15 protein-coding genes are annotated in these 18,365 nt (G+C 68.9%); 4 read left to right on the forward strand and 11 right to left on the reverse strand.

Annotation, left to right across the window (positions count from 1 at the left end):
- Position 1: 1 nt before the first annotated feature.
- The 6 genes from AWB92_RS26270 to AWB92_RS26295 form a co-directional block, all read right to left on the reverse strand.
- Entirely contained in the window at positions 2-871 is an 870-nt protein-coding gene (locus AWB92_RS26270; protein WP_085190864.1) for an ABC transporter permease, read from the reverse strand.
- A 1-nt stretch (position 872) separates the two neighbouring features.
- Entirely contained in the window at positions 873-1,670 is a 798-nt protein-coding gene (locus AWB92_RS26275; protein WP_068104685.1) for an ABC transporter permease, read from the reverse strand.
- A complete protein-coding gene (locus tag AWB92_RS26280; protein WP_085190865.1) occupies positions 1,667-2,389 on the reverse strand; it encodes a FadR/GntR family transcriptional regulator in 723 nt (240 codons plus the stop codon). Before AWB92_RS26280 ends, AWB92_RS26275 begins: the two co-directional genes overlap by 4 nt.
- Before the next feature lie 82 nt (positions 2,390-2,471).
- Positions 2,472-3,647: a glycoside hydrolase family 76 protein gene (locus tag AWB92_RS26285; protein ID WP_085190867.1), complete on the reverse strand. Its 1,176-nt coding sequence runs from the start codon at positions 3,645-3,647 to the stop codon at positions 2,472-2,474.
- Between the two features lie 60 nt (positions 3,648-3,707).
- Complete coding sequence (locus AWB92_RS26290; RefSeq protein ID WP_085190869.1) at positions 3,708-4,646, reverse strand: class I SAM-dependent methyltransferase; 939 nt, start codon at positions 4,644-4,646, stop codon at positions 3,708-3,710.
- Between the two features lie 2 nt (positions 4,647-4,648).
- Entirely contained in the window at positions 4,649-5,599 is a 951-nt protein-coding gene (locus AWB92_RS26295; RefSeq protein ID WP_085190871.1) for a class I SAM-dependent methyltransferase, read from the reverse strand.
- 130 nt (positions 5,600-5,729) lie between these two features.
- On the opposite strand from AWB92_RS26295, the gene AWB92_RS26300 reads away from it, so the two are divergent.
- On the forward strand, positions 5,730-8,117 hold the full coding sequence (locus tag AWB92_RS26300; RefSeq protein WP_085190873.1) for a lysylphosphatidylglycerol synthase transmembrane domain-containing protein: 2,388 nt from the start codon (positions 5,730-5,732) through the stop codon (positions 8,115-8,117).
- A 6-nt stretch (positions 8,118-8,123) separates the two neighbouring features.
- Here the strand turns inward: AWB92_RS26300 and AWB92_RS26305 are convergent, their stop codons facing one another.
- The gene (locus AWB92_RS26305; RefSeq protein WP_085190875.1) at positions 8,124-10,754 is read right to left on the reverse strand and encodes a GH92 family glycosyl hydrolase; all 2,631 of its coding nucleotides are present in this window, start codon (positions 10,752-10,754) and stop codon (positions 8,124-8,126) included.
- A 155-nt stretch (positions 10,755-10,909) separates the two neighbouring features.
- On the opposite strand from AWB92_RS26305, the gene AWB92_RS26310 reads away from it, so the two are divergent.
- Positions 10,910-11,584 (forward strand): LpqN/LpqT family lipoprotein, encoded by a 675-nt coding sequence (locus tag AWB92_RS26310; RefSeq protein WP_085190877.1) that lies wholly within the window; start codon positions 10,910-10,912, stop codon positions 11,582-11,584.
- A 76-nt stretch (positions 11,585-11,660) separates the two neighbouring features.
- Positions 11,661-12,146 (forward strand): hypothetical protein, encoded by a 486-nt coding sequence (locus tag AWB92_RS26315; protein WP_068177424.1) that lies wholly within the window; start codon positions 11,661-11,663, stop codon positions 12,144-12,146.
- On the opposite strand, the gene AWB92_RS26320 is transcribed toward AWB92_RS26315, so the two are convergent.
- The 4 genes from AWB92_RS26320 to galT form a co-directional block, all read right to left on the reverse strand.
- Positions 12,130-12,810 carry a PAS and ANTAR domain-containing protein gene (locus AWB92_RS26320; RefSeq protein WP_085190879.1) on the reverse strand — a complete coding sequence of 227 codons (681 nt, stop codon included), beginning with the start codon at positions 12,808-12,810 and terminating at the stop codon, positions 12,130-12,132. The genes AWB92_RS26315 and AWB92_RS26320 overlap by 17 nt on opposite strands.
- A 351-nt stretch (positions 12,811-13,161) precedes the next feature.
- Positions 13,162-13,923, reverse strand: a complete 762-nt coding sequence (locus AWB92_RS26325) for an enoyl-CoA hydratase (protein WP_085190881.1) — start codon at positions 13,921-13,923, stop codon at positions 13,162-13,164.
- Complete coding sequence (locus tag AWB92_RS26330) at positions 13,920-15,017, reverse strand: galactokinase (protein ID WP_085190883.1); 1,098 nt, start codon at positions 15,015-15,017, stop codon at positions 13,920-13,922. Before AWB92_RS26330 ends, AWB92_RS26325 begins: the two co-directional genes overlap by 4 nt.
- Positions 15,014-16,108 (reverse strand): galactose-1-phosphate uridylyltransferase, encoded by a 1,095-nt coding sequence (galT, locus tag AWB92_RS26335; RefSeq protein WP_241523585.1) that lies wholly within the window; start codon positions 16,106-16,108, stop codon positions 15,014-15,016. Before galT ends, AWB92_RS26330 begins: the two co-directional genes overlap by 4 nt.
- Positions 16,109-16,241: 133 nt before the next feature.
- Here galT and AWB92_RS26340 point away from each other — a divergent pair, with 133 nt between their 5' ends.
- The gene (locus AWB92_RS26340) at positions 16,242-18,365 is read left to right on the forward strand and encodes an FUSC family protein (protein ID WP_085190887.1); all 2,124 of its coding nucleotides are present in this window, start codon (positions 16,242-16,244) and stop codon (positions 18,363-18,365) included.

Raw genomic sequence — 18,365 nt, forward strand, 5'->3', positions numbered from 1 at the left:
GTTACACCGTGAGATTGAAGTTGGGGTCGACGCCATAGAGCGCCAACTGGGCCAACAGGACGACTACCACGACCGAGACCAGTGAGAATCGCATCGAGCGGCCCACCGCCTGGCCGACGCCCACCGGGCCGCCGCTGGCGGTGTAGCCGTAGTAGCAGTGGGTGATCATCACGACCACCGCGATGATGACGACCTCGAGAACCGACCAGCCGACGTCCTCGGGCCGCAGGAAGGTGCGGAAGTAGTGCTCGTAGGTGCCGTTCGACTGTCCGTAGAACACCGTCGTGACGACCTGGCCCGAGGTGAACGCCATGTCGAGCGCCAACGCGTAGAGCGGCACGATCACCGCCAGCCCGCCCAGGATCCGGGTGGAGACCAGAAACGAGATCGATTTGATGCCCATGACTTCCAGTGCGTCGATCTCCTCGCTGATCCGCATCGCGCCCAGCTGGGCGGTGGCGCCGGCGCCGACCGTGGCGGCCAGCGTGACCCCGGCGACGATGGGCGCGGCGATACGGGTGTTCGCCAGTGCGGCAAAGAATCCGGTGAACGCCTCGACGCCGATGTTGCCCAGCGACGCGAAGCCCTGGATGGCGATCAGCGAACCGCCGGATAGGGTGACGAAGCCGACGATCGCGACGGTGCCGCCGACGACGGCCATCGCTCCGGTGCCCATGCCTATCTCGGCGATCAGCCGCAACGTCTCCCGTCGATAATGGCGCAACGCCCACCCGATCTCCCCGACGCTGATCCGGGTGAACCTCGCGAAAATCCCGATCTGCCAAAGCCTTCGGGTTGCGCCGCCGCCATAGCGGTTAAGGTTGGCGGCGGTCCGTGGGTAGCGGGACCGGAACACGGCTGCACTCGACACGTCAGCGCCCCGTCCCGAACCGAACGCCGATCGTGGTCAGCACCACGTTCACCGCGAACAGGGCGATCACGCACAACACCAGCGTCTCGTTGACCGCGGTTCCGACGCCCTTGGGACCGCCCTTCGTGGTCAGGCCGCGATAGCAGCCGACCAGGCCGGCGATGGTTCCGAACGTGGCCGACTTGACCACGGAGATCACCACCTCGGGCAGGCCGGTGATCAGGGTCAGGGTGCCGACGTAGGCGCCGGCCGAAATGTGTTGGATGTAAACGCCGAAAATGAATCCGCCGACCAGGCCGATGGTGATCACCGCCCCGTTGAGCAGGGTGGCGACGATGGTCGCGGCGACGACGCGGGGCACCACCAGCCGGTGGATCGGGTCGATGCCGAGCACCTCCATCGCGTCGATCTCCTCGCGGATGGTGCGGGCCCCCAGGTCGGCGCAGATCGCGGTGGACCCGGCGCCGGCGATCACCAGCACGGTGGTCAGCGGCCCCAACTGGGTGACCGCACCCAGCGCCGCCCCCGCGCCGGAGATGTCGGCGGCGCCGAACTCCGCCAGCAGGATGTTGAGCGTGAAGATGATGAGCACGGTCAGCGGGATCGCGACCGCCAGGGTGGGCAGCAGCGAGACGCTGGTGATGAACCAGCCCTGCTCGATCGTCTCGCGCCATTGAAAGGGCCGGCGGAACAGGGCCTTTCCGGTCAGCACGCAGGTGCGGAAGAAGCCGCCGATGGCGTCGATGCCGGGCTGAACCTGGCCCCGCAGGTAGGCGGCGATCACGGTGTGGGTGCTCATCGACGTTTCCGCCGGCGGTCGAGGGCGGCCGTCATCGAGGTGTTGGCGAGTTCGAGTAGGTCCTGGGCGGCCTTCTTCGCCGCGGCGGGATCGCCGGCGCGGATCGCGTCGGCCAGTTTCCGGTAGGCGTCGGGGCGCTTGACGTCGGTTGTCATGGCGTCGGCCAGGGCATCAAGCGCCGGTTCGTACGCGGCACGAAAGGCGTTGTACATCAACCGGAAAACGATCGAGCCGGCGCCGTCGACCACATGATCCCAGAATGCGAGGGTGCCGCGTTGCCACTCGACCGGGTCCTGCTCGCGCTCGAGGACCCCCAACGCGTCCTCGAGCGATCCGGTCAATTCGGGTCCGCGTTGTTCGGCCGCCAGCTCCGCGACCTTCGGACCGATGCGCAGCCGGGCTTCCAGCAGGCTGTGGAAGACTGCGAGGTCGAGCTCACCGCTGCGAAAAAGCAAGCGGGGCAGCAGGTCAAGGCCGGCGTGCCGGCGGAAATCCCGCACGGTCGTGACGCCGCCCTGGCGCACCTCGACCAGGCTGGCGGCCGAAAGCCGCTTGAGCGCTTCGCGCACGGCCGGCCGCGATACCCCGAAAACCTCGGCCAACCGGCGCTCGCTGGGCAACGCCTCGCCCGGCTGCATCTCGCCGCTGAGCACGTCGGTGGCGATCTGCTCGAACACCTCTTCCGGCACCGATCGGCGGATCACTGGCTGCAGCGCCATGGGTGGAAGTGTGATTGGTCGGAGGTCAGACGTCAAGTGGTCAGACCAGTGTGTCGCGATTACAACGCCGTGCGCGGCGGGCTCAGTGCCCGGCGCAGGTGAGCTGGTAGTCCGCCTCGAGGAGCATCCACCCGCTCAGCTGGATCGAGAGATCGCGGCTCTGATTCGGCGACGACGGCGCCAGCAACGACGGCGCGGCGACCGGTCGGGCCCAATCCGCACCGAACAGCGGCAGCCCGTCCACCTCGGCGCGGTTGTCCCAGGCCGCCCGCGCGGAGGCGTGCACGAGCCGCGCCGCGGTGGTGTCGCCCAGCGCCAGCGCGGTCTGGGCGAGATACCTCGCGAGGATGCCCATGAACAGCCCGGAGTCGTTTCCGGCGGCCCCGGCGATCACGCCCGCGTCGGCGAGCCTGTCAGCGGTAGCGGCGACGAGCGCCGCCGCGCGGTCACGATGGCTCGAATCCCTTGTGCGCAGCGCTAATTCGGTCTCCAGCCCGATGGCGACGCCCTGGCAGTAGGTCCGCAGGGAGTGGTTCACCAGCCCGCTGGGTTCGTGCACGCCGTCGAAGACGAGGCTGCTCTCGGTGTCGCGCAGCCGGTTGTTCAGGAATTCGGCGAGTCGTTCGGCGTGGGACAGCTTGCCCAGGCGCGCCATCGCGATGCCGGCCGGACCGATCGAGGAGGTGCTGTAGTAATCGTGGCCGAGCTTCCAGGGCACCGCGGCGACGGCCGGATTCCAGCCGTCGAGCAGGGCGGCCCGCAGCTTCGGAACGGCATCGTCGAACCGGACGCCGAGCAGCCTGTCGGCGCGTTCGAGCGCCAGCACCAGCCACGCCATGTCGTCGCAGTACCCGTTGGTCCAGCCGGTGAGATTGCGGGTGTGAATGCCGCGCGCGATGGCGCCGATCCGGTCGATGCGTTCGGGGGTGCGAGCGCGGTAGGCGGCATCCACCGCGCAGTCCAGCAGGTGGGCCTGCCACCAGTAACACCAGCGCGCCAACAACAATTGGTCGAACAGCGACGCCGGCCAGTGCAGCGTGCCCAGTTGCGTCCGCGGCTGCCCCCACAGCGTGTGCACGTGCCGCTGGACGACCGCCCGCTCCGCCAGCTCCGCCCGCTCCCCGAGCCCCACCGGGCCGGGGGACGACTTCTCCGTAACCGCCGCCTGCGACGGCTGTGTCGCCGCGGTGAGTGGGATTGCGCCCGCGATCGCGAAAAGCACACCGCGCCGGCTGATCCCCTTGTTGGGGCGATCCATCCGCTCGAGTTCCCCTTTGCTGGCAACGATCGCCGGGGCCCGGAAACCGTGCGGCTGATTTTATCGCCGCGCGGTCACGAACAGATTCCCCGGAACCTGGTCGGCGACCTCGGTGGGGGCTTTGCGGCCGTACCCGGTCATCAGCTCGTCGGCCGGCGTCACCGTCACGGCCCAGCCGTGGCGAGAAAACCAGTCGCCGACCTCTTCGCGCTCCTCGAAATAGAACAACTCCTCGTTGTTGGGGATCTCGCGCTGCGGGTCCAGTTTGGTCACCAGGGCGCGGATGCGCTCCATGCGCGCGCGACGATTCGCGCGGAACTCGGGGTCGAGGAACTTCGGCCCCAGCGCTTCCACGGCGACCCGGCTGCCGTCGGCGGCGAGCGCGTCGACGCGTTCGAAGAGCAGGTCCTGGGCCGCGGCGGGCAGATAGGGCATCAGGCCCTCGGCCGACCAGGCGCTGGGCGCCGAGTCATCAAAACCGGCCCGCCGCAACGCCGTCGGCCAATCCTGGCGCAGGTCCACCGGAACCGCGATGCGGTTGCAGGCGGGCTGCGCCCCGTGCTCGTCCAACGTCGACGATTTGAACTCCAGCACCCGCGGCTGGTCGAGCTCGTACACCGTGACGCCGTCTGGCCAGGGCAGCCGCCACGCGCGCGAGTCCAAACCCGCCGCCAGGATAACCGCCTGGCGGATGCCCGCCTCGCTCGCGTCGACGAAGAACTGGTCGAAAAACGCCGTGCGGCAAGCCATGTAGCCGACCATCGCCTTCATCTGCAACTGCAGACTCGGTTCGGCCTGAAGGACCTCGGCGGGCAGCTGGGAGGCGGAATACCAGTTCCACAGCCCGTCGCCGGCGGCGTCGAGGAAAACCCGCGCGAACGGATCGCTGATCAACGGGTTCTCGCTCTCGGTTTCCACAGCGCGCGCCGAGGCCACGCCCAACGCCGTCGCCCCCACGCTTTCGGTGATCTCCCAGCTGTCGTTGTCGGTCCTTGCCACGCTCACTCCCTCTCGCTGCGCTCGGCGGCCACGAAAAGCGTCTTCGGGGCGGCGTCTTCGACATCCTGCGGGGGCCGACGGTCGTAGCGGGCCATCAGCTCCTCAGCCGGCGTGACCGTGACGTCCCAGCCGTGCCGGCGCAGCCAGTTCCCCACGTCCTCGCGCTCCTCGAAGTACCACAGGTCCTGGACGTCGGGGATTTCGCGCTCGGGCTCCAGCCTGGCCATCAGGTCGCGGATCCGCTGCATCGTCTCGCGTTGCTTCGCGTGCGCGGCCTCGTCGAGGAAGTCCGGACCATGCGCTTCCACAGCGATCCGGCTGCCGGCGGCGCCCAGCGCGTGGACGCGCTCGAAGAGCAGCTCCTCGGCCGCCGCCGGCAAGAACGGCAGCAGCCCCTCGGCCGACCATGCGCTCGGCACCGACGAGTCAAACCCCGCCTGCCGCAACGCGGCCGGCCAGTCGTGGCGCAGGTCGATCGGGACGTGCACCAGGTTGCACGTGGGCTCGGCGCCGTGCTCGCGCAGCGTCGAGGACTTGAACTCCAGCACCCCGGGCTGATCGAGCTCGTACACCGTGACGCCATCGGGCCAGGGCAGCCGCCACGCCCGCGAATCCAGGCCGGCGGCGAGGATCACCACCTGCGACACACCCGCGCGGGCCGCGTCGAGGAAGAACTGATCGAAAAACGCCGTCCGGGCGGCCATGTAGTCGACCATTCGCTTCATCCGGGGCACCAGGTCCGGTTCGGCCTCGGCGATCTCGGCGGGCAGGTCGGGCGCCGCGAACCAGTTCCACATGCCGTCGCCGGCGGCGTCCAGGAAGACCCGCGCGAACGGGTCGCTGATCAGCGGGTTGTCGCTCTCGGTTTCCGCCGCGCGGGCCGCCGCGACGCCCAGCGCCGTGGCGCCGACGCTCTCGGTGATCTCCCAGGTGTCGTTGTCGGTTCTGGTCACCCTCGTGTCCCCCAATTCGACTAGCTCAACTACCTATATACCTTCGCCGACCCTACGCGCGTCTCATGTGAGCAAGCTGTCCGCGAGGTTCATCCGCACTGGCGCCCAGGTATCCGGTTAAGGTCTCGACATGCGGGTTGACGGGCGCGAAATCAGCGTTTCGGGCAACCTGCTGCAACCGATCACCCGGCGAACCAACGACATCCTTCGGCTCGCCGCGACCGTGGTGTTCTTCGCGATCGTGATCGCCGGCTCGCTGATCACCCGTCCGCAGTGGGTGGCGCTGGAGAAGTCCATCTCGGAGATCGTCGGGGTGCTGACGCCAACCCAATCCGATCTCGTGTACCTCGTATACGGCATCGCGATCCTGGCTCTGCCGTTCGCGATCATGATTGGTTTGATCGCCGCGCGGCAATGGAAAATGCTCGGCGCCTACGCGGCCGCGGCTCTCCTCGCGGTACTCCCGCTCTCGATAAGCGGCACCGGCATCTCGGCGCCCCGCTGGCATTTCGACCTCACGGACCGGCCCCAAACCGCGCTGGCCCAGATCCTCGACGACCCGCGGTGGATCGCGATGCTCGCGGCCGTCCTGACCGTCTCGGGTCCCTGGCTGCCCGCGCGCTGGCGGCATTGGTGGTGGACGCTGCTGCTGGCCTTCGTGCCGATCCACCTGTTCATCAGCGCCATCGTCCCGGCGCGCTCGTTGCTCGGGCTCGCGGTCGGCTGGTTCGTCGGCGCGCTGGTGGTGCTGGTCGTCGGCACCCCCGCGCTCGAGGTGCCCCTGGAGGCCACGGTGCGCGCGCTGGCCAAACGCGGATGCGTGGTCTCCGAGCTTCGGGTGGTCCGGCCCGCCGGACCGGGGCCACTTGTGTTGTCGGCAGTCTGCATGGATTCCGATTCGGCCCGCGACGAGGCGTTGATCGAGTTGTACGGCCCGCACCAGCGCAGCGGCGGCGCGTTGGTTCAGCTGTGGCGCAAGCTGCGGCTGCGGGCCAGGGAGACCGCGCCCCTGGTCGCGTCGATGCGGCGCGCCGTCGAGCATCGCGCGCTGATGGCCATCGCCGTCGGCGACCTGGGCCTGGCGAACACGTCGGCAATCGCCGTGGCCCCCCTCGACCGGGGGTGGATGTTGTACTCCCACAAGCCCATTCGGGGAACGATGCTCGACCACTGCGCCATGACGACCCCGGTCGAGCGCTCGTGGGAATCGCTGCGCACACTCAACGACCACCAGATCTCCCATGGCGACCTGCGAGCGACCACGATCACCGTCGACGACGGCACGGTCCTCTTCGGCGGGTTCGGCAACGCCGAGTACGGGGCCACCGAGACCCAACTCCAGTCCGACATCGCACAACTGTTGGTGACGACGTCGGCGCTGTACGACGCGGAGTCCGCGGTGGGCGCGGCGATCGACGCGTTCGGCAAGGACACCGTGCTCGCCGCTTCGCGCCGGCTCACCAAAACGGCGATGCCCAAACAGATCCGGCGATCGATCGTCGATGCCGGCGCCGTCATCTCCGGTGCCCGCGCCGAGGTGAAGCGTCAAACCGGCGCGGACCAGATCAAGACCGAAACGATCACCCGGTTCACCCGCAGGCAGGTCATTCAGCTGGTGCTGCTGGTCGCGCTGGTCTACGTCGCGTACCCGTTCATCAGCACCGTGCCGACGTTCATTTCGCAGGTGAGTAGGGCGAACTGGTGGTGGGCACTGCTGGGCCTGGTGATATCGGCGCTGACATACGTGGGCGCGGCGGCCGCCTTGTGGGCGAGCGCCGACGAATCGGTGGTCTTCTGGAAGCTGTCAATAGCCCAGGTGGCCAATACTTTTGCCGCGACCACGACACCGGCCGGGGTCGGCGGCCTCGCCCTCAGCACGCGGTATTTGCAGAAGGGCGGCGGGCTGTCCGCGGTCCGGGCCACTACCGCGGTGGCGATGCAGCAAGCGGTGCAGGTGATCATGCACCTGGTGTTGCTGATCCTGTTCAGCACTGTCGCGGGCGCGTCGATGGACCTTGGGCACTACGTCCCGAGCGCCACGGTGCTGTACCTGATCGCGGGTGTCGCGCTGGGCATCGTCGGCACCTTTCTGTTGGTGCCGCGGCTGCGGCGGTGGCTGGCGACCGACTTGCGTCCGAGGGTTAAGGAGGTGGCCGGCGACCTCGTGGAGGTTGCCCGGGAGCCGAAGCGGCTGGGGTTGATCGTGCTCGGGTGCGCCGGGACGACTCTCGGTGCGGCGCTGGCGCTTTGGACCAGCGTCCAAGCGTTCGGCGGCGGCGCCTCGTTCGTCACCTGCACGGTGGTGACGATGGTCGGCGGAACGCTGGCCTCGGCCGCCCCGACACCCGGCGGTGTCGGCGCCGTCGAGGCCGCCCTGATCGGTGGCCTGGCCGCGTTCGGCATCCCCGCCGCCGTCGGCGTGCCGTCGGTCCTGCTCTATCGCGTGCTGACCTGCTGGCTGCCCGTGTTCGCCGGGTGGCCGGTGATGCGGTGGCTGACCGAGAACGAAATGATCTGACCGGAGTCAGGGCTCGTCGGGACTGCTGCGAACTAGCACGGAAACGACTGATCCCCTTACGGTTTCGCCGGCCGCGGTGCTGAGGAACACCGCGTAGTACTGGTCGGGCACCGACTGCGCCACCGCGATCTGAACGTCCGCGGTGGCCAATCCGTCGGCGCCGAATTGACCGGACGAGGGCGCCACCGTGACCCCCGCGTCGGAGGACGTGCCGGTGATGCGGTAGCGGTCGGCGCCGTCGACCATCCGTTGCAGGTCAACCTTGACGGTGCCGGTATGCCCGGGCGCGATCACGACGATGGGTCGCGAGACGTTGACGGTCACCGCCGAGCTTCCCGCACCGAACGACGGCGGCGCGGAGGACTCGGCGGTGCCCCACGCCTTGTTCGGATAGGCGGCCAGTGAAAACTTCAGCTCTCCCCCGTCGCGGACGACGCGCTCCGGGATCCATGTGCGGTCGGTGGCCTCCCCGTCGACGGACAGGCCGCCGATGTATTTCAGGCGGTGCGGTCCGGACGCGCCGGGGGCGGAGATCCGGATGAAACCGCCTTGCGGAAGGGCGATTACGGCGCGGTCGAACAGCGGCGTGGCAACGGTGAGGATCGGCGTCCCCGGGGTGCTCGGGTACAGGCCGAGCGCGGCCCAGACGTACCAGCTGGCGAGCGCGCCGAGGTCGTCGTTGCCGGGTGCGCCGTCGGGCGTCGGGCCGAACAGTCCGCGGACCCGGTCGACCGTGAGCTGAGTCTTCCAGGGCTGGCCGACGTAGTTGTACAGCCAGGGCACCCCGAAGCCCGGTTCGTTGCCGGCCCACAGATACGGCTCCTTGGGACCCACGTTCAGCTCTTCGGTGAGCCGGTCGAGCCGGCCGGCGACGGTGCTTCGGCCGCCGAGAGCGGTCACCAGGCCCGCGACGTTGTGCGGCACCCACCAGACGTACTGCTCGGCGTTGCCCTCGTCGAACCCCTCCTGGCCGAAACCCGAACCGGACTCTACGAATCCCGGGCCCGGGGGGAAGAATCCCATCGCGTTGCGGGGCGAGATGTACCGGGTGCTGGGATTGAACAGGTTCTGCCAGTACTGCGCCCGGTACTGGAATTCGGCGGCCGTCGCCGCGTCGCCGAGCGATTCGGCGAAGCGGGAGATGGCGAAGTCATCGACGGACCATTCGAGCGTGATCGAAGCGCCCGCGCCGAACCCCGCCGTGTCCGGTAGGTAACCCAACCGCAGATAGGTGGCGATGCCCGGCCGCTCCACGTAGCCGTCCAACCCGATGCCGCCCTCGGTCGCCGCGCGCACCATGTAGCGCAATGCCGTGTGGACGTCGAAGTCCTTGGCGCCGAAGGCGTATAGGTTAACGATGAGCGGGACCACGCTGTCCCCGGTCATCTCGCCGGTTGCCGCATTCGCCAGCGCCCACCGGGGAAACGAACCGCTCTGCACGGCGTCGTTGACCAGCGACTGGGCCATGTCGCTGGCCTGCTTCGGGAAGAGCAGCCCCTGCAGGGCGGCCAGGCCCCGGTAGGTGTCCCAGTCGGAGAAGTTGGCGTACTGGGTGCGCCCCTTTTCCACGGTGTGAATGAGGCCGTCGAAGCCGATGTAGCGCCCGTCGGCGTCGTTGAAAGTGTTGGGGTGCAGCAGCGAGTGGTACAGGGAGGTGTAGAAGGTGTCCAGGTTGCCAATGTTGCGTCCGGCCACCGCGATACACGACAGCGTGGCATTCCATTCGGAAGCCGCGGCCGCTCGCACCTGGTCGAAGCCGGCCCCGCCCTCGGCCGCGAGGTTCGCGCGCGCGCCGTCGATGCCGACGTAGGAGATCGCGGTCCGCACCTCGATCGCCGAGCCGGGCGGGAACTCCACGTAGCCCCCGCTGTAGGGCGACGCCGCGGTGCGGGCGCCGGCGACCACCGAATAGCCGTCCCAGGCGCCGTAGGAGATGAACGGCCGGCTGAACTTCATCGCGAAGTACACCGTGTAGGTGTTCCTCTTGCCGCAGAACCCGCCGCTGGTCGCCCACCCGGTGATCGTGGTGTTGTCCTCGCCGATCTGGATGGCGGCGCGCGAGTTGCCCGCCAGCGACGCACCGGAACGCACGTGGAACAAGGCGGGCCGGCCGTTGCGCGGGTAGCGGAACCGGCCGACGCCGGTGCGGGTGGTGGCGGTGAGTTCGGCGGTCACGCCGGTGCCGGGGAACCGAACCGTGTAATACCCGGGCTGGCCCTGCTCGGTGTCGTCGTGGGCGATCCGTTCCCACGCGTTCCACGGCTGCGCGCCGATCGGTGTGGTGGTCGGCAGCATCGAGATGTCACCGAACGCGGCGCATCCTACCGAGGCGTGCGTCATGCTGAACCCGGTGGAGCGCGAGTTGTCGTAGTTGTAGCCGGCGTAGTTGCCGACGGTGTCCGGCGAATACTGCACCATTCCGAACGGCGCGGAGGCGCCGGGAAAGTTGTTGATCTCCCCCACGGTCTCACCGCCCGTCCCGGTGCCGATCAGGGTGTCGACGTGGTCGACGGGATCGGTCACGAGCGGGGGTTCGCCGTCGTAGGCGATGGGCGGGGCCGCCGCGACGAACGTCAGGAACACGGCGCCCGCCGCGACCAACGCGATGAGGGCCCGATAACGGGCGCGTGACCGCATAGCTGTTCTCTTACTGCATGACCGCCGCTTCGCGGGTTATTTCGGCGATGCCGGGAGTTCGGAGAAATTCACTAGCAACGTTTGCCACCTTCGTCGGCTAGTCTCATTCCGCGTGGCTGGCGCTGGTACCGGCCCCATCTCCGGGAGGTTTGCTTATGAAACACTTGACCGCAGCAACCATTACCGTGGCGCTGAGTCTGGCGCTTGTGGCGTGCGGCTCTAGCAACAAATCATCGCCGTCGACGTCGACATCCACTTCGACGTCAACGTCGACTTCAACGACCACCTCGAAAACCTCGGCGACGCCGAGCGCGCAGGGCGGCCCGACGATCGCCGACTACATTCGCGACGCCCACATCACCGAGACCCCGGTGCACCACGGGGATCCCGGGCCCAACGTCGACCTGCCGGTGCCCGCGGGCTGGCAGATCAACCAGAACGCCGGCACGTCGTACGGCGGCATCGTTTTGGCGCAGCCGTCCAATCCGTCCGATCCGCCCACCATCTCGGCGCTCTACTCGAAACTGACCGGTGACGTCGACACGGCGAAGATCATCCAGTACGCCCCCAACGAGCTACTCGGACTTCCCGGCTATCAGGGCACCGGCAACGGCGTGGCATCCACGCTCGGGGGTTTTCAGGCCTGGCAGCTCAAGGGCTCCTACCAGAGGGACGGCAAGACGCGGGCCGTCGCACAGAAGACGGTGGTCATCCCCAGCCAGGGCGCGGTTTACGTCCTGCAGCTCAACGCCGACGCGCTGCAGGCCGACGAGGCGCCGTTGATGGACGCCGCCAACATCATCGACGACCAGACGACCATCACCCCCTGATCGTCGGCCGCCTTTCGGGCCGCCGCGGCGGTGAACTCCCTACGCCGCGGCGCCCGATTGGCCTTACGGTGTTGGCATGCCAGAACAGTCGCACGCGATAGACGCCGCGCACCCCCCGTCGGCGCTACTGCGTCTCGTCAACCCCGTGCTCGGGTTCCTGCTCCGCACCCCGCTTGCCGGACCGGCACGCAAGCAGCTGATGGTGTTGAGCTTCACGGGGCGAAAGACGGGGCGGGAGTTCACAATTCCCGTGAGCGCCCATGTAATCGACCATGAGTTGTATGCGTTGACCGGCGCCCCGTGGAAGCAGAACTTCCGCGGCGGCGCGGCCGCCAACGTTGTCTACGACGGCAAGACGACGGCCATGCGCGGCGAGCTTATCCGCGACCGCACCATCGTCTCGGACCTATTCCACCGCTGCGCCGAGTCCTACGGCGTGCAGCGCGCGCAGCGAATGATCGGACTGAAGTTCCGCGATGAGCGCATCCCGACCCGCGAAGAGTTCGCCGAAGCCGTCGACCGGATGCACCTGGGGGCGGTCCGCTTCACTCCGGCCGGCTAGCCGCGCGCAGGTGGGCGGTGAGCAGCTGCTGGTCGAATCGCGAGTGCGAGGTGATGGCCTCCTTGCCCAGCGCGGCGAAGTCCTCGGCGATCTGCCGCGCCAGCGGCCATAGCTTCATATTGCGCGCCTGGGAAAGCGATTTGAGCAGATTGAAAGCGGCGTCCTCGTCGACGCCGTAGACCATCATCAGCATGCCCTTGGCTTGGTCGATCACGCCGCGACGCTCGGCGATCGCGGCGACTTTCGCCGTGATGGCGTCCTCGGATTTTCTGGTGGGCGCCGGCGTGACGTCAATGTAGAAGCCGTGGGTGCCGATCACCTCGCCGGCGTCGTCGCAGAATTGATCGCCCACCACGACCACATGGTGCACCGCGCCGCGGGTGTCGACGATGCGGTGCCGCGCGCTGAACGGCTGACGGTTCTTGACCATGTCGTCGATGGTCGCGGCCACTTGGTGACGATCCTCAGGGTGCTTGTGTGACAACACCAGCTCGGTGGTCGGAGTCACCGTTCCGGGTTCATAGCCGTGCATGCGCTGCACCTGTTCGGACCATTCCCAGCGTCGGTCTTCGAAATAGAAGCGGAACCAGCCCGCGCACTGCGGTGTACCGCCCGCCAGCGCCTGTTCGACGGCCGCCGCTTGGCCGTCTAATTCCCAGGGCATGGCATGCCCTCCCGCAAGAGGGCGTCACTTTCCCGCAGACGACGCTCCGAGGCGCGACAGAGTTCGCGGGATCGATCGACCTGCTCCCGCGCCCGTTGCACGGAGGTTGCGACCGAAACCCGCAGCAATCGGCTGGCCTCCGTGTCGGCCCGCGTCGGCACGAAACTTCGCCTCAGGCTTGCGCGCAGCACCGCGGTGCGGCGGGCCGTGCGCGCCCGGTGAGCCTTCTGCCGGCACGCAGAAGAGCAGTAGACCGCGTCGGACCGACCGGAGAAACCGGTCCCGCACATCGAGCACTCACCCCTGGCCATAGCCGTTACGTTACAGCTATGGCCGTCGCAACGGCTAGCGTCACCGCTGTCGGCGGTTGCGCTCGGCCACTCTGCGGTAGGCCCGGTCGAGATCTGCCGCGGGGGCCTGCGCGCCGGCGATGCTCTGTTCGGCGGCGAGTGCAGGTTCGACGACCGCCGCCGATCCCCGCCGATAGATCTCCTTGAGCCCCCGCATGGTGATCGTCGGCACGGCCGCAATCTGGGCGGCCAGCTCGAGCGCGCGGGGCAACAGGTCGGCGTGGGCGACGACCTCGGTGACCAGCCCGATTTGTTCGGCCCGCCGGGCGTCGACGATTTCCCCTGTCATCGACATGCGCCGCGCCATCGCCGCGCCGACGAGTTGCGGCAGCCGAGCGGTCATGCCCCCGCCCGGCAGGATGCCCACGTGCGCGTGGGTGTCGCCGAAGATGGCGCGCTCGGAGGCGATCAGAAAGTCGCAACCGAGCGCGATTTCGAGGCCGCCGGTAAACGCCGGGCCGTTGACGGCGCCGATGACGGGCGTGCGCATCTCGCCGACGCGGGTGATGCAGTTGTGTGATTCGTACACCGCGAAGTAGTCCCGGCCCCTGGCCGCCGCCTCCTTGAGATCGACCCCCGCGCAGAAGGCGGGGTCGGCACCCGTTAGCACGACGACGGCCACGCGCTCGTCGTCGTCGGCGGCGCACAGCGCGTCGAACAGCGACTCAACGAGGTTGCGGCTCAATGCGTTACGCGCGTCGGGCCGGTTGAGGGTCAGCACTCGGATGCCGTCGTGGTCGGCCGATGCAAGCGGCTGCGTCACGACTCCCCCTCCAGCCCCGCGCCCGCACCCGCGCGGGTCCGGGTGATGATCGGCCGCGGGTGACCCGCGGCGAGCGCCGTCCGCCGCACCGAATCGGCGACCGCGTCCGCGCGGCGCTCCGGCACCAGCGCGATCACGCAGCCGCCGAATCCGCCGCCGGTCATCCGGGCACCGAGCGAGCCGGCACCCACCGCGGTATCGGCGATCAGATCGATGTGTTCGGTGGTGATCTGGAAGTCGTCGCGCATGGAGACGTGCGACGAGGTCAAGATGTGGCCGGCTTCGACATAATCCGAATCACCCAATGCCGCAACGAAATCCAACACCCTGCCGTTCTCGGTGAGGACGTGGCGCGCGCGGCGGGCATCGATCGGGTTGCCGACTGCGCTCAACTCCGCGCGTCCGCGATCCCAGACTTCGCGCAACGACGACGCCCGCAAGTCGGCCGCCGCGCGCTCGCAGGACTTGCGGCGGGCGGCGTATTCGCCGCCGGCGTGGCTGTGCCGGGCCCTGGAGTCGATCAGCAGCAGCGCGACCCCGGACGCTTCGGGGTCGAAGGCCACCGGTGTGAGGCTGAGGTCGTGAAAGTCGATCAGCAATGCCGTCGACGGCTGCCCGAAAAGTGAGGCCAGCTGGTCGAGCAAACCGGTTGGGGCACCGACATAGTCGTTCTCCGCGCGCTGGGCCAGCCGCGCCTGCTCCTTTTCGTCGATGCGCATGCCGGCGGCCGCCGCGATCGCGCCCAGGACTGCGCATTCCAGCGCAGCCGAGGAGGACAGGCCCGATCCCATCTCCACGTCGCTGGTGATCCACATCGTGCCGCCGGGTATCGGCTGGCCGGTCTGACGCAGCGCCCACACCACCCCGGCGACGTAGGCGGCCCAGTCGGTCACCTGGCCGGGAAAGGTGTCGAGCGGAAATCGCACCGCGCCCTGCGCGCGCTGGCTGTGCACGGTGATTCCGTCGGTGCGGTCGGGCGCGAAGGTCACCACGGTGCGCTGCGGAAGCGCGATCGGCAGCGCGAAGCCGAGGTTGTAGTCAGTGTGCTCGCCGATCAGGTTGATCCGCCCGGGGGCGGCGTAGCGGACCGTCATCCGAGCTCCCGCAGCCGCGCGGCGACGGCCTCGGGCGTGACGTCGCTGATGAACGCGTCCATCGCCGACTCGGAGGCCGCCAGGTACTTGAGCTTGGTCGCGCTGCGCCGGATCGACATCAGCTCGACGTGGAAGTAGCCGTCGTCCTGGGCGTCGGTGGCGGCAAACTGGTGCAGCGCCGAGATGTAGGGCAGCGGGGTCGTATACATCCGGTCGAACCGCCCGAGCACGTCGAGGTAGATGTGCGCGAACGCATCGAGCTCGTCCTCGCGGAGCTCGACGAGGTTGTGCACGAACCGGTTCGGGTACAGGTGCACCTCGACCGGCCAGCGCGCCGCGAACGGCACGAACGCCGTGAACAGCTCACTGCGCGCGACGATGCGCGAGCCGTCGGCCACCTCGCGCGCCAGCAGGTCGGCAAAGAGGTTGGAGCCGTGGCGCATTCGGTGCTCGCGCGCCTGTGCCAGCATGGCGGCGGTTCGCGGCGTCGGGAAGGGGTAGCCGTAGATCTGGCCGTGGGGGTGGGTCAGCGTCACCCCGATTTCCTCGCCGCGATTTTCGAAACAGAACACCTGCTCGATGCCCGGTGTGGCCATCAGGTCCGCGGTGCGGTGCCGCCACGCCTCGATCACCAGCCGGGCGTGCGCCGGTTCCAACCCCGCAAACGACCCGCCGTGGTCGCTGGAAAAGCAGATCACCTCGCAGCGGCCGTGGCCCGGGGCGCAGACGAAGCCGTCACTGGCGGGCGCACCGACGGGCTGCCCGCCGCCCGACAGGCTAGGGAACCGGTTTTCGAAAACCACGACGTCATAGTCGGGGGCGGGCACCTCGCTGGTCAGGCCGCTCGGTCCCGGGCACAGCGGGCACTGGTCGGCGGGGGGCTTGTAGGTGCGGTCCTGGCGCAGCGCGGCGACGATCACCCACTGCCCGGTCGAGCGGTCGAATCGCAGTTGCGACTGGTCCGGGGCCCGCGGCGGCAACGGCCTGCGGTCTTCGACCGGCGCCGGGCGGTGGCCGGGCAGCGCGAAGAACAGGAGGTCCCGGCCGTCGGCCAGCGTTGCCCGCGTAGGCGCCCTCACGACGTCGAACACTAGCCTGGGCCGCCCGGCGCCTTTCGGGTAACCATGGGGTGTCCGGCCGACGAAGGGGTAGCGCATCACTGTTCTCTACCAACGGGCCCGAGACTGGTGGATCGGGTCGGATCCCGGCCTGCTGCGGCTCCGGATGGCGACGCGCACCACCGCCGCGCTCGGTTGTTCGCTGCTGATCATGTACCTGGTGACCAAGGCGGCGGGCCAGCCGTTGACGGTCGCCCTGCTCGGTGTCGTCATCACCATGGTCGCGGCGCGATCGGTCAACGAGCCCGACCCCCGTCGGCAGCGGGTCACCATGGCGCTGCTGCCGCTGCCCGCCGCGGCGTCCATCACCGCCGCCGCGGCGCTCGCGCCGCATCCGGTGGCCAGCGACGCCGCGTTCGTGGCCGTGGTGTTCGCCGCCGTCTATGTCCGCCGCTTCGGGCCCCGCGGCAGGGCGTTGGGCATGGTCGCGTTCATGTCCTATTTCTTCACCCTGTATCTGCGGGCCCGCATTTCGGAGTTGCCCTGGTTGATCGGCGCGGTGCTGGTCGGGACGCTGTGCACGTTCGTCATGAGCGCGTACGTCCTGCCCGACCGGCCCGAACGCGTGCTGAGCGCCACCGTTCGGGCGTTGCGGGCGCGGATGGCGATCGTCGTCGACACCACCGCCGACGCGGTGCGCACCGGCCGGTTCGACGAACGCCGCCGCCGCCGCATGCGTGCCCGCACCATCCGGCTCAACGAGACGGCGCTGATGGTGCAGGGCCAGATCGAGGACAAGGCAGATCCCGCCGTGCTCTGGCCGGGGGTCACCAGCGAACAACTGGCCCCGTGGCTGTTCGACGCCGAGCTGGCCATCGAATGGGTCGCCACGGCGGGTCGACGGGCGGCCGCGCTCTCCGCGGACATTCCCATCAGCACCCGCGTCGAGCTGGTCGGGGCGCTGACGCAGCTGGCGCGCGCGATCCGCACGCCGCAGGCCGACGGCCTGCGCCGGGCCGCGAGCCAGGCGCAGCGGATCCTCGACGAGTACGCGGACTCGGCCGAGGTACGCCGGCTGGCGCTGGCGATCATCAACGCGGCCAGGGCGACGGCCGAGGTCCGGGCCGTCGTCGAAGGCGCCGCCGCCGCGACGGCGGATCCGCTGCAGCGCGCCGAGGACGTGTCGCCCCCGGCGCCGGGCGGTGCCGACCTGGGCGCCGCCGAGCAGGGCCTGCGCCCGACCACCCGGCAAGCCATCCAGGTGTCGGTCGCCGCGTCGCTGGCCATCGTCACCGGGGAGCTGGTGTCACCGGCCCGCTGGTACTGGGCGGTGATCGCGGCGTTCGTGATCTTCGCCGGCACCAACTCCTGGGGCGAAACCCTGACCAAGGGTTGGCAGCGACTGCTCGGCACCCTGCTCGGCGTGCCGTGCGGCGTGCTGGTGGCCACGCTGTTCAACGGGAACACCGCCGCCTCGCTGGTGGCGATCTTCGTCTGCCTGTTCTGCGCCTTCTATTTCATGACCGTCACGTACAGCCTGATGACCTTCTGGATCACCACGACGCTGGCGCTGCTGTATGGCCTGCTGGGCCAATTCTCCTTCGGCGTGCTGATGCTGCGGATCGAAGAGACCGCGATCGGGGCGGTCATCGGCGTGGCGGTGGCCATCCTGGTGCTGCCCACCCACACCCGGACAACGATCCGCACGGACAGCCGCGCGTTCTTGACGGCCTTGTCGGCGCTGATCGAGATTTCCACGGCGACCATGTTCGGCGGCGACGAGACGGTGAGCCCGACCGAGCAGGCGCGCCAACTCGACCGGGCGCTGCAGCAATTCCGGGTCAGCGCCAAGCCGCTGCTGGCCGGGGTGGCCGGGCTGGCCGGCCGGCGAAGCATCCGGCGGGCCTTGCGGATATTCGCCGCGTGCGATCGGCACGGGCGCAGCCTGGCGCGCAGCGCCGAGCAGTACCAGGATCCGATCGGATCGGAAAGCCTGGCAACGGATTTCATGGCGGCGGCGGCGCAAACCCGAAGCAATATCGACGCACTGTGCGCCGTGATCGACGGCGCCGAGGGCATCACCGTCAACTCCGCGACCGACGATCTGGACGCCGCCGAGACCGCGGCCCGGCACCAGGACGGCGATGGCGAGCTCGGCGCCGATGCCCGGCGGTTTCTCACCGCCGTGCACGCGCTTCGCCAAATCGATCGGGCGATCATCACCGGGGCCACCAACCTCGGCGCGCGCGAGGGCTACAGCCCGGATGTGCCCAGCCCGGTTACCGGCTGA

The organism is Mycobacterium sp. IEC1808 (assembly GCF_002101935.1).
In the GTDB taxonomy this organism is placed as follows: Bacteria; Actinomycetota; Actinomycetes; order Mycobacteriales; family Mycobacteriaceae; genus Mycobacterium.